Below are 10,913 nucleotides of genomic sequence, written 5' to 3'. Positions count from 1 at the left end.
AGCCGAATATATGGCAGCAATGAGTGTTGTTAATCAGTCAAATTGGTGTCTTGCAATTGGAGAGGGTCCATATATGGTATTAATAATCAACTCAAACAATTTGGTTTTATCCCCTCTCCCTGAAAAATCTATCAATTCTTTAAAATTGAAACCTAGTTTTGTCAGTAAATGAATCGACTTTTCATTATCGACAGAAGTGATCGCTAATATTTTATCATTCAGTTTTCGTTCAAGGGCATCAGTCATCACAAGTTTTGCCGCTTCTAAAGCAAAGCCCTGTTTTCGATAATTGGGTAAAAATGCAAAGCCAAGGTCGGGGTGAGGTAGTGTAGGGCGCTTTAATAGACCACATAATCCAATTGGAGTTTGATGCTCGAGTGATTCAACTAATAACAAACCGGTAGCATGTTGTTGATACATGGTTTGTGGTCCATTTTTAATATAGAGCAAAGCTTCCTGTCTGTTTTTGACACCATGGTCGCCGATATATCTAAACCAATCTGGGTCGTTCAGCAGTTCAACAATAAAGTCTGCATCTTTGGTCGTTAATTTTCTTAACTTTAATCGAGGTGAGCTGAGGACTTTCATCTATCAGTATCTTGTCGATATTGTAATACTTGCTGCTGCTCTAAAAGTTTATCAATTTGTTTTTGTTGCTGCAGTGTGACATTTGCCGCTCTCGCGTAGCGTGCATTATTACGGTCGTTTACCCAGCCATGCTGCCAAAAGTGGGTGTGTTGGATAAAGTCAGCAGCAAAGTCATCGATTGCCAAATCAAGACATCCTACAAGACAGGTGTCCAAGTATGTTTGATTGATCGGGTAGTGGATGTCGGCTTGTTCTTTATGTAAGTTGGCACATATCCATATTTTGTTGTTATCTGGATTAGCGCGAATGTTATTAAGTTCAGTTTGCGTCAATGCAGATTCTTGGGCGGCCTGTATGTTGACTGGGTCGACTTCAACAAATTGATAGTCTTGCTCACGGGTACGTAACTCAGCAGATATTTGTTCTATGGGTAACAACACTGCGTTTAGTTGGGCAGACTCAATTTGACTTACACCTAAACCAGTTTGTAAGTCTGCTAAACCCCTTGCTAACCATTCACGTCGCCATCCTTCTAAAACAATAGGCATGTTTGGGCAAAAGATATTTGAATAACGTGAGCGGCTATCATGACTCAGCAAACTGCCATAACCCACAAGGTAGTGTTTTTGCTTAGTTGACATAAAACTTCACAAGTACTAAAGCCATCAAAGCCACATGGGGATAAGCTACAGTAGGTTTAAGGGACTGTTTAATATATTCACCAACCAAACCAATAGTGTTTGGTCGAGATTGCCCCCACGCTAGATTAAATTGCATGCCTATTGGTATCGCATTTTCTTGAATCGCAAGCGGAAAATCTTTGATTGCTTGTTCTACAACCTCAAGACGTAAGCCGATTCTATGTTGAAAGGTTTTCCAAATCCCGTCTTGTAGCCATAAAATAGCAATAACTAACAAGCACCATAAACCAGCATTTAGAGCAAAAACTAGAATGCAGCAGATTAAAATGCAAAAAAGTTTGATGGCTAAGGAGCATTTTTCATAACTGTCGAACTGGGTTTGTAGTGTTACCCATTCATTTTGTAACGTGGATATTTGTAAATCAGGCATAGAGTGTTTATTGACCTTTTATCGTTTTTCACGGAATAACGTTAATAACTTCCCATTCTTAAATAACTTATACAGGCAGTGACACAAAAATGTCCAATCTAAGCTCGACTATTTTCAAAAGCGATGACTTGGTCAATACTAGAACAGTTAAAAGCCAGCATTAAAAGTCTATCAATACCTAGTGCAACGCCAGCACATGCTGGCAATCCTGCATTTATCGCGGCGATAAAATTTTGATCTATGGGCATCATTTCCAATCCTACATTTTTACGTTTGATATTATCTTGCTCAAAACGTTTCAGTTGCTCTGCTCCATCGGTTAGTTCATGGAAACCATTCGCCAATTCTATGCCTTGAAAATACAACTCGAATCGCTCGGCTACTAGTGGGTTGGTTGCGCTTATTTTAGCTAATGCAGCTTGACTGGCGGGAAAGTCCAAAACAAAGCAAGGACGGTCTTGGCCTATTTGGGGCTCAATGTGCTGGCTAAACAACAGCATTAGTAATGTGTCTTTGTTGCTCTCTTTGGCTGCCAGTTCAGCATGGCCATATTGGCTTGCCAAATTTTGGATCTCGGCCAGAGTCGATGTTAGTGGATCGCATCCCAAATGTTGCTTGAACACATTTTGATAAGTCACTCGTTCTGCCGTATCACAGCCTAATATCAACTGCATGAGTTCATCAATTTCACTCATTAACTGCAGATGATCAAAGCGCGGTCTGTACCACTCAAGCATAGTAAATTCAGGATTATGAAAATTCCCCACTTCTTCGTTTCTAAAAGACTTACAGATTTGATAAATAGCACCACTGCCAGCACTTAAAAGTCTTTTCATGGCAAATTCAGGAGAGGTTTGTAAATACAGGGTGCATGCTTGTGGTGTATTGGGGTGATTAAATTGGGTCGAAAAAGAATATAAATGTTCATCGGTCACAGTGGCATGACTCAAGGAAGGAGTATCTACCTCAAGCACATCACGAATTGCAAAAAACTGTCTGATTTTTTGCAACACTAAGGCCCGCTGTTTTAATGCTTCGATTGAAGCACTAGGTCGCCATTTATCTGCTTGCATTGTTTTCCCATTTTTAAACAATAAAAAAGCCCACTAACGTGGGCTTAATATATTTTGAAGCGGTATAGGTATAACCTATTTTTGCGCTCTAGATACGTATTCGCCACTACGAGTATCGACTTTAACGACTTCGCCAGTTTGCACAAATAAAGGCACTCGGATAACGGCACCTGAAGATAAAGTAGCAGGTTTACCACCGGTACCAGCAGTATCGCCCTTAAGACCAGGATCTGTTTCAGTGATTTCAAGTTCAACAAAATTAGCCGGTTGCACAACAATAGGTGCGCCGTTCCAAAGAGTAATGGTGCAAGTGTCGTTTTCTACTAACCACTTAACGTTTTCACCTACTGCTTTTTCATCTGCGGCAATTTGTTCGAATGTTTCATTATTCATGAAATGCCAGAATTCACCATCGGTATACAAATAGGCCAGTTCGGTATCCAACACATCGGCACCTTCTACTGAATCACCTGATTTGAAGGTTTTTTCTATTACTTTTCCTGAAATAAGTTTGCGAATTTTAACCCGACTAAAGGCTTGGCCTTTACCTGGTTTTACTAATTCATTTTCAAGAATGTTGCAAGGTTCGCCGTCGAGCATTATCTTTAAGCCCGCTTTAAACTCATTTGTGCTGAAATTAGCCATGTGTCCCCGTAATGTAACTATGCTGAGTCTGTAATTGTCACAAATAATACCTAAAAAACTGCTGGCTGTAGAGAACAACTGGCAAAAAGAAATGGCTATGTCCTTTTCAAACCCACTTTCGTTGCTTGAATACTTAGAATTACCTTTAGAAAACTTCGAAGATGATATTAAGGCAAGACAACTTTTCCCAATGCGAGTGCCTCGTCCTTTTGCCAAAAGAATGAAAAAAGGCGATCCCCTCGATCCTTTGTTTAGACAAGTGTTTACCAGTCGTAGTGAGTTTGTTACCTCAGAAAACTTTTCGACCGACCCACTACAAGAACAAAACAATAAGCAACCTGGGATTCTGCATAAGTATCAAAATCGACTTTTGCTGTTGGTAAGGGGCGGCTGTGCTGTGAACTGCCGTTATTGTTTTAGAAGACACTTCCCTTACACCGATAACCATTTAAATAAACAACAATGGAAACAGGCATTAGATTATATTGCAGCTAACCCACAGCTCGACGAAGTGATTTATTCCGGTGGCGACCCATTGATGGCTAATGATGATTTTCTAGCATGGCTAACCAACCAGATAGAGGCTATTCCACATATCAAACGATTGCGTATTCACACGCGTTTGCCGGTGGTTATTCCTTCTAGGATTACAACTGAGTTAATTGCTTGGTTTACCCAATCCCGTTTGAAACCTGTGATGGTGTTGCACGTTAATCATGCCAATGAAATTGATACTGCGCTTGCTAAGTCAATGCAAAAGTTAAAACAGGCGGGTGTAACATTACTCAATCAGGCAGTGTTGTTGAAGGGCATAAACGATACCGCGGATGAACAAATTGCATTAAACGAAGGTTTGTTCGAGATAGGCGTGATGCCTTATTACTTACATGTTTTAGATAAAGTACAAGGCGCTGAACATTTTGATTCACCTGACAGCAAAGCAAAACAGTTGATGCGGGAATTGATAAAGCGTCAGCCGGGTTATCTGGTGCCTAAGCTCGTGAGAGAAATAGGTGGCCAGCCCGGCAAAACGCCGCTTGATTTACAGCTTCATCCATAGGGTAACTATTAAAGGAACCCCATTATTATCAGGCAAAGGTGTCGATATTGGACCCAATTGCTGAGTTAGCAGATGAAGTTTTAGGTGCTGCAGCAGCTTCGATTAGATCTAATGTCGCTTGACCCTCTACTTTTTGCTGTGATTTAGCAAGTTGTAGAGACTTTATTTCAAGCGTCGAACTAACCGACGAGTGACTCGCTCCTGAAATATCCATACAGTGCTCCTTATTACTTGTAGCAGAGTACAAAAACGGGCAAAATCGCCCGCATCAAATCTATATCGACAACCTTAAGTAAAACTTTAGTTATGCAAACAATCATTCAAAGCCTCAGCGAAAACGTACAACTTATTTATAGAAAATCTATTGATGCCGATCAAGTCATTAGCCGTTTGCAGCATGATGGAAAAGGCAAGTTTAGTGCTATTTTTGCCAAAGACGCAGGATTTACCACTAATAGTCGTTTGTTTAAACCTTATGTAGAAGAATTAGCGAATGAAGTGTTAGCGTTAGAAAAAATAGCTCAAGATGAGCTAAAAGAACAACTGCCTAGCATAGTCAAAAAAATTGAATTGATGCTTAAAACCCTGAATCAATTTCAAAAAACAGCCCGTTAGTTTCTAACGAGCTTTATGTATAGGTAATTCAGCGATTCTATTATTGATGCTGCCTACCATTTTAAGATACTCAGGGCTGTCTACTTCAGTAAAATCACGGCTAAATTCACTTTTGCTTAAGCCTTCAGGTAAGCCCTTGATGCTAGGAAAAAATAGGCTTTCATCAGTGTTGCCAGCAAGTATATTTTGTATCGAAGTAGCGCTAGAAGGGGTTGTCGCAGCCACAGCAAATTCTACTCCCGCAATATCCGCTGCCAAGTCTACAAAACTATAACCACTGCCATCGTCACTTCTATCCATTAACTCTTTGAATTCACCAATGGCGATACTCAAACCTTGTTCGGATAATATTTTGATGGCTGCAGAGAAAATGAAGTGTTGATTAAGATCGATTCTAGATTTTAACATTGGCTTCGTTCTGGGCAGTGCGACCTTGCCTCTCATTGGCTGCACATCACCCACTAAATTAGCAAATCTATGATGCCCAGCAAATATTGCTAGAGCCATGATTGCTGCTTCGTTTTCTTTAGCAGCTGTTTCATAAGTTGAGCGATTTACTGCCAAGCTAAATACAGGCCCAATATACTCAGCCAAAGATTGTGCTGTTGCACTTTTCCCCGCATCTAATAAAGACAGTTGTTTCAGGTAATACGCTGTTCTAAGTCGCATTTCTTCATCACTACCGCCGCCTAGGCCTTGTTTAACCTCATTTAATTCCCTAAGAAATTGATCCAGCGGCAGTACAGACAATTGCATTTGACGCTCAGTCATAGATACCGACTCTACTTGCTGCACAAATTGACTAGCGATATCGCTGTTGGTATACCAATTAGCTAAGTAAATAAGGGAATCTAAAGCGAAACTACCGGGCACATTAACGGGGCCAAGTTTCACATGACTTACGTTAATTCCGGGGCCAGGTAATAATAAGATATCAAAATTCAGATATTGCCCAATAGGGTTTTTGGGTAATTGGTAGCTAGCCAAAACACTGGTTGAATGCTGAGTTATATGCACTTGACCATTAATATTTCCGTTGGCGCGCTGCGCAAAGCCTACTAAGCTATTCAACTGATCTTGGCTAATATTCATATTCTGTTTGTTGGTTCTATTTTTCACACTCGCACTAAGTTGCTGCATCAGTTTTTTAACTGATTCTGCTTGGTTGATTTGTTCGCCACTACGGGTGACAACAATGGGATAGGACTCGATTGCCGTGATGAAAAGGCCTATAACCGCAAGAATGACTAATAGTAGAAAAATACTAATATATTTAAATAATTTAACCAAGATAGGTTCCCTCTAAGCTTGGTCGTTGATGTGGGTAGTTACAACTAAACAATCGCCATATTTCCTTTCGATTCAAGCCATTCTTTGCGATCTGGCGCGCGTTTTTTGGCGAGCAGCATATCCATCATTTCTAACATTTGTTCTGAGTCGTCTACCATAAGCTGAACCAACCTACGAGTATTAGGGTCCATGGTGGTTTCGCGCAATTGTAATGGGTTCATTTCACCCAGTCCTTTGAAACGTTGCACGTTGACTTTGCCGCGTTTTTTCTCGGCGACTATACGGTCCAAAATGCCTTCTTTTTCACCCTCATCTAAGGCGTAATACACGTCTTTGCCTATATCAATTCTAAACAGCGGAGGCATAGCCACATACACATGCCCAGTATTGACTAGGGTTCTAAAATGTTTAACGAATAGGGCACATAACAAGGTGGCAATATGAAGACCATCTGAGTCAGCATCGGCCAAAATACAGATTTTGTCATAACGTAATCCACTCAAATCCTCGGAATCTGGATCGATACCTAGGGCCACAGAAATATCATGAATTTCTTGTGAGGCTAATACTTGAGATGAGTCGACTTCCCAGCTATTTAGGATCTTCCCACGTAGCGGCATAATTGCTTGAAATTCACGATCTCTGGCCTGTTTTGCCGAGCCGCCAGCTGAATCTCCTTCTACTAAAAATAATTCTGAACGGCTGGTATCTTGAGTCGAACAATCAGTGAGTTTACCGGGCAATGCAGGACCTTGAGTGACCTTTTTACGGGCCACTTTTTTACTTTGGCGTAAACGGGTTTGTGCATTGTTAATACACATATCAGCCAATAACTCTGCCACATCGGTATGTTGATTAAGCCATAAGCTAAAGGCATCTTTGACTACTCCTGATACAAAAGCGGCCGCTTGGCGTGAGGATAAACGTTCTTTTATTTGCCCAGCAAATTGTGGATCTTGCATTTTGGTAGACAAAACATAGCTACAACGATCCCAGATATCTTCAGGAGTGAGTTTTACACCTCGCGGCAATAAGTTTCTAAATTCACAAAATTCACGCATCGACTCTAACAAGCCCTGACGTAAACCATTAACGTGTGTCCCGCCTTGCGCTGTTGGGATAAGGTTGACATAACTTTCGGTGATCATTTCACCACCTTCGGGTAACCACATCACTGCCCAATCAGCGGCTTCGGTGTTACCTGAAATAGCACCTACAAAGGGGCTGTCGGCTGGCAAGGTCACATATTCTTTTACCGATTGGTACAAGTAGTCACGTAAGCCATCTTCGAAGTACCACTCTGTGGTTTCGTTGCTGATTTTATCATCAAATCGAATGCGTAAACCCGGACACAACACAGCCTTGGCGCGTAATACATGTAAAAGTTTAGAGACTGAAAATTTAGAAGAATCAAAATATTTTGGATCAGGCCAAAAATGCACTTTGGTGCCGGTGTTGCGTTTGCCGCAAGTATCTACAATTTCTAACTCTTGCACTTTGTCGCCGTTTTCAAAGGCAATTTGATGCACGTTGCCATCACGGCGAATATTCACTTCTACTCTTTTGGATAAGGCATTAACCACTGAAATGCCTACGCCATGCAAACCACCTGAAAACTGGTAGTTTTTATTTGAGAACTTGCCGCCAGCATGGAGCTTGGTCATGATCAACTCGACACCTGATATTTTTTCTTCAGGATGAATGTCCACTGGCATACCACGACCGTCATCTGTCACTTCAAGTGATTGATCTGGGTGTAACACCACTCGAATTGAGGTGGCAAACCCACCTAAGGCTTCATCCACACTGTTATCAATCACTTCTTGACTCAGGTGGTTGGGGCGGGTGGTATCGGTATACATACCTGGGCGACGTTGAACAGGCTCAAGGCCGTTCAATACTTCAATGGCATCTGCGTTATATTCGTTTGACATAGTTCTTAATCAGAGCTCTTATTATTCGATTGGTGGTTGTGTGGGAATACCCACAAGGTGCTAAATCTATTATCAAGAAACATGTTATACCAAGCTTCAATTAGTCTTGCAGTAGAAACCTAAAAATATCTGGTAAGAATCTCTGGAAATCTTGAAAACTATGATCGCCACCTTGTTCTATGCTCAACTTATATTCTTGATATTTGGATTCTGCTTGACGGTAGTCTAGGGTTTCGTCTGCCGTTTGTAATAACACCCAATAATCAGATGTTGGCTTTAAAGTAGGCGTATCCAATTCACGAAGTTCATCAATATGTTTATTTTCCAGTAAAAATTTTTGTTGGGTATACGGATTAATATGTTCACCCAAAAAATCACCTAACAATTCAAAAGGGCGCACCGCAGGGTTAATTAACACCGCTTTCCCAGAATATTTTTCCACCATGAATGTGGATAAAAAACCACCTAACGAGCTACCAATAAAACGTAATTTTTTATCTTTATGTTTAGTAATACATTGTTCGATAATTGTCACCGCGTCATTTGGATAATTAGAAAGCTGCGGTATTTCTATTGTTAAATTTGGAAAGTAAGTTTTTACAAAATTAAGTGTTTGAGTGGCTTTTTGTGACTCTGGAGAACTAAGAAATCCATGTAAATAAATAACAACATATTGCACTGTGAAGGGTTACTCGATAAGCCGATGAATAGATGTTGTTATTTGACCATTTTCTAGAAGATTAATCACTCTAAATCCCGGCTTTATATCGGTTGTAGCAAAAGACTCTTGGTTTGCAAACTGCCAACAAGTAGCCGGGCATGCCATATATAAACATTGGTCTACTTGCTGGTCGATTGCGGTGTGTATATGCCCATAGATCACGCCTTTGATTGATTGATGATTAGCTACAACAGCATTAAATTTTTGCCGGTTTGTCCATTCGTGTTTATCCATCCAACCTCCACAAGGAATTGGGTGGTGATGGGCGGCTAGCAGGTGATATTCATTTGAATGTTGTTGTACGTATTCAGTTAAAGACGTGAGGTGATTTTCTGATATTTGGCCAATTGTTTGGTGATACTGGGTGTCTAATAAATGAATATGCCATTGGTTAGGCAAAACCATTCTTGGATGATGTAACCACAGGTATTGTTCTACAATATTTGCTGCTAGTTGTTGTTGATTGTCATGATTACCTGGGATAATGCCAATTCGGCAGCCTATTTGTGCCCCTTGGATTAAATGAGAAAAATGTTGATAACTTTGCCCAGAACCATCACCACTAATATCACCCGTGACTAGTAACACATCTGGACTTTGTATTTTTACTTCCGCTAAAACTCGTTCTAGGCTTAGAAAAGGATTAATGTTGTTGTATCCGATTTTGCTGCTATCAGCAAACAAATGACAATCTGATATTTGTACAATTTTCATATTTTGGAATAGCTTAGGCTTCAGATGAATGTAGTTGATCACTTTGAGTTAAACAAAACTGTACCCACTCAGCCAAAAATAGATTTACCATTTCTTTTTCGTTTTTTTGATACATTTTAATATTAGGGTATTGATAGCTTGGCTTTAATGAGCCTATGTTCTGTGCGCTGATCACCTCTGCCATTTTGGCATCATGGTACAATCTTACTTGCACCACAGGACGCAGAAACTCAAATCCCATCTGGCTTTTTTGTGACATTTCTAAGGTACTGGTGTAGCGGCTACAGTCGATAATTTTAATGGTGTAAATCAAACTCACATTTACTTCAAATTGATACTGTAAATCTTGTGTATCACAATCTGGAAGAAGCCTTAACAAACGTCCATAGTTGACCTCACACACCTTATGCATGTTGGCTAATTTTGGCACATATTTACGACCCATTTCTTTAGTCATGTGACCATTTTTCCAAAATTTGTTGTTTATTCATAGCAAACCATTGTAAGGCAATAAGCGTGGCAGCATTATCGATTTTTCCTTGGTTAATCCAGTCGAGTGCCTCAGAAGTGGAGACTCTATGTACCAAAATGTCTTCACTTTCATATTCTAACCCGTGTACACCTTTAGCGTTACTGGCATCTACCAAACCCACATAGATATGTAAGCGTTCTGTTGTGCCACCTGGGCTAGATAAATAACTAAGCGCTTTGTGTAATTTTTTAATCTCTAAGCCGGCTTCTTCCTTGGCTTCTCTGCAGCATACATCTTCAGGTGTTTCGCCTTCATCAATAATTCCAGCCACTACTTCTAGTAACCAAGGGGAAGTGGAGGTTGGGAGTGCCCCAATTCGAACTTGTTCAATCATCACAAATTCATCTAGTACAGGGTCGTATGGCAAAACAGCTATGGCGTGGCCTCGTTCAAAAACCTCTCGTTCGACCACGTCACTCCATCCACCTTCAAACAATTTATGTTTAAACGCGTATTTACTCATCTTAAAAAAACCTTGATATAGGGTTTTCTTGCTCAATATTTGTACATCTTCACTTGAAAATTGTTGAGGCTTTTGTTGATTTTCTTTCAAATTGTCTCCGTAACGATTAACTTTGTACCAACTGACCCTAGAAACTTAAGCCTAGCATAAGGAAGTTTCATATGCTGGCGTGCCTAGGGTCTATTAATTTATAATATTCTGTTACAC

General features: G+C 40.3%; 14 protein-coding genes. 2 read left to right on the top strand and 12 right to left on the bottom strand.

What is annotated here, in order from left to right; genetic code table 11:
- Window positions 1–33: 33 nt before the first annotated feature.
- The 5 genes from QZ488_RS00545 to efp form a co-directional block, all read right to left on the bottom strand.
- Window positions 34–588 (bottom strand): GNAT family N-acetyltransferase, encoded by a 555-nt coding sequence (locus QZ488_RS00545; RefSeq protein ID WP_293745677.1) that lies wholly within the window; start codon window positions 586–588, stop codon window positions 34–36.
- Complete coding sequence (locus QZ488_RS00540) at window positions 585–1,229, bottom strand: hypothetical protein (protein WP_293745676.1); 645 nt, start codon at window positions 1,227–1,229, stop codon at window positions 585–587. Before QZ488_RS00540 ends, QZ488_RS00545 begins: the two co-directional genes overlap by 4 nt.
- Window positions 1,219–1,659: a hypothetical protein gene (locus QZ488_RS00535; RefSeq protein ID WP_293745675.1), complete on the bottom strand. Its 441-nt coding sequence runs from the start codon at window positions 1,657–1,659 to the stop codon at window positions 1,219–1,221. The genes QZ488_RS00540 and QZ488_RS00535 overlap by 11 nt, the downstream gene beginning before the upstream one ends.
- A gap of 98 nt (window positions 1,660–1,757) precedes the next feature.
- The gene (gene epmA / locus QZ488_RS00530; RefSeq protein WP_293745674.1) at window positions 1,758–2,732 is read right to left on the bottom strand and encodes an elongation factor P--(R)-beta-lysine ligase; all 975 of its coding nucleotides are present in this window, start codon (window positions 2,730–2,732) and stop codon (window positions 1,758–1,760) included.
- Between the two features lie 75 nt (window positions 2,733–2,807).
- Window positions 2,808–3,377, bottom strand: coding sequence for an elongation factor P (efp, locus tag QZ488_RS00525; protein ID WP_293745673.1), 570 nt, complete (start codon window positions 3,375–3,377; stop codon window positions 2,808–2,810).
- A gap of 34 nt (window positions 3,378–3,411) precedes the next feature.
- On the opposite strand from efp, the gene epmB reads away from it, so the two are divergent.
- A complete protein-coding gene (gene epmB / locus QZ488_RS00520) occupies window positions 3,412–4,437 on the top strand; it encodes an EF-P beta-lysylation protein EpmB (RefSeq protein ID WP_293745672.1) in 1,026 nt (341 codons plus the stop codon).
- 28 nt (window positions 4,438–4,465) lie between these two features.
- Here the strand turns inward: epmB and QZ488_RS00515 are convergent, their stop codons facing one another.
- Window positions 4,466–4,651, bottom strand: coding sequence for a hypothetical protein (locus QZ488_RS00515; protein WP_293745671.1), 186 nt, complete (start codon window positions 4,649–4,651; stop codon window positions 4,466–4,468).
- A gap of 92 nt (window positions 4,652–4,743) precedes the next feature.
- Here QZ488_RS00515 and QZ488_RS00510 point away from each other — a divergent pair, with 92 nt between their 5' ends.
- Window positions 4,744–5,052: a hypothetical protein gene (locus QZ488_RS00510; RefSeq protein WP_293745670.1), complete on the top strand. Its 309-nt coding sequence runs from the start codon at window positions 4,744–4,746 to the stop codon at window positions 5,050–5,052.
- 3 nt (window positions 5,053–5,055) lie between these two features.
- On the opposite strand, the gene QZ488_RS00505 is transcribed toward QZ488_RS00510, so the two are convergent.
- The 6 genes from QZ488_RS00505 to nudF all read right to left on the bottom strand — a co-directional run bounded on the left by QZ488_RS00505 (window position 5,056) and on the right by nudF (window position 10,796).
- The gene (locus QZ488_RS00505; protein ID WP_293745669.1) at window positions 5,056–6,342 is read right to left on the bottom strand and encodes a hypothetical protein; all 1,287 of its coding nucleotides are present in this window, start codon (window positions 6,340–6,342) and stop codon (window positions 5,056–5,058) included.
- Window positions 6,343–6,386: 44 nt separating this feature from the next.
- On the bottom strand, window positions 6,387–8,276 hold the full coding sequence (parE, locus tag QZ488_RS00500) for a DNA topoisomerase IV subunit B (RefSeq protein ID WP_293745668.1): 1,890 nt from the start codon (window positions 8,274–8,276) through the stop codon (window positions 6,387–6,389).
- Window positions 8,277–8,376: 100 nt separating this feature from the next.
- Window positions 8,377–8,955, bottom strand: coding sequence for a YqiA/YcfP family alpha/beta fold hydrolase (locus QZ488_RS00495; protein WP_293745667.1), 579 nt, complete (start codon window positions 8,953–8,955; stop codon window positions 8,377–8,379).
- 9 nt (window positions 8,956–8,964) lie between these two features.
- Entirely contained in the window at window positions 8,965–9,711 is a 747-nt protein-coding gene (locus QZ488_RS00490) for a metallophosphoesterase (protein WP_293745666.1), read from the bottom strand.
- 13 nt (window positions 9,712–9,724) lie between these two features.
- Window positions 9,725–10,168 (bottom strand): DUF1249 domain-containing protein, encoded by a 444-nt coding sequence (locus QZ488_RS00485; protein WP_293745665.1) that lies wholly within the window; start codon window positions 10,166–10,168, stop codon window positions 9,725–9,727.
- Window positions 10,161–10,796 (bottom strand): ADP-ribose diphosphatase, encoded by a 636-nt coding sequence (gene nudF, locus QZ488_RS00480; protein ID WP_293745664.1) that lies wholly within the window; start codon window positions 10,794–10,796, stop codon window positions 10,161–10,163. The genes QZ488_RS00485 and nudF overlap by 8 nt, the downstream gene beginning before the upstream one ends.
- Window positions 10,797–10,913 lie beyond the last annotated feature (117 nt).

Origin of the sequence: uncultured Paraglaciecola sp. (assembly GCF_913020055.1) — a bacterium.
Taxonomy (GTDB): domain Bacteria; phylum Pseudomonadota; class Gammaproteobacteria; order Enterobacterales; family Alteromonadaceae; genus Paraglaciecola.
The sequence above is the reverse complement of the archived record's forward strand: the minus strand, read 5'-3'. Positions and strand labels throughout refer to the sequence as shown.

What these genes read in the sequence shown, in the direction of transcription:
- QZ488_RS00545 (WP_293745677.1), bottom strand. Translation starts at nt 588, where the DNA reads ATGAAAGTCCTCAGCTCACCTCGATTAAAGTTAAGAAAATTAACGACC.
- QZ488_RS00540 (WP_293745676.1), bottom strand. Translation starts at nt 1,229, where the DNA reads ATGTCAACTAAGCAAAAACACTACCTTGTGGGTTATGGCAGTTTGCTG.
- QZ488_RS00535 (WP_293745675.1), bottom strand. Translation starts at nt 1,659, where the DNA reads ATGCCTGATTTACAAATATCCACGTTACAAAATGAATGGGTAACACTA.
- epmA (WP_293745674.1), bottom strand. Translation starts at nt 2,732, where the DNA reads ATGCAAGCAGATAAATGGCGACCTAGTGCTTCAATCGAAGCATTAAAA.
- efp (WP_293745673.1), bottom strand. Translation starts at nt 3,377, where the DNA reads ATGGCTAATTTCAGCACAAATGAGTTTAAAGCGGGCTTAAAGATAATG.
- QZ488_RS00515 (WP_293745671.1), bottom strand. Translation starts at nt 4,651, where the DNA reads ATGGATATTTCAGGAGCGAGTCACTCGTCGGTTAGTTCGACGCTTGAA.
- QZ488_RS00510 (WP_293745670.1), top strand. Translation starts at nt 4,744, where the DNA reads ATGCAAACAATCATTCAAAGCCTCAGCGAAAACGTACAACTTATTTAT.
- parE (WP_293745668.1), bottom strand. Translation starts at nt 8,276, where the DNA reads ATGTCAAACGAATATAACGCAGATGCCATTGAAGTATTGAACGGCCTT.
- QZ488_RS00490 (WP_293745666.1), bottom strand. Translation starts at nt 9,711, where the DNA reads ATGAAAATTGTACAAATATCAGATTGTCATTTGTTTGCTGATAGCAGC.
- QZ488_RS00485 (WP_293745665.1), bottom strand. Translation starts at nt 10,168, where the DNA reads ATGACTAAAGAAATGGGTCGTAAATATGTGCCAAAATTAGCCAACATG.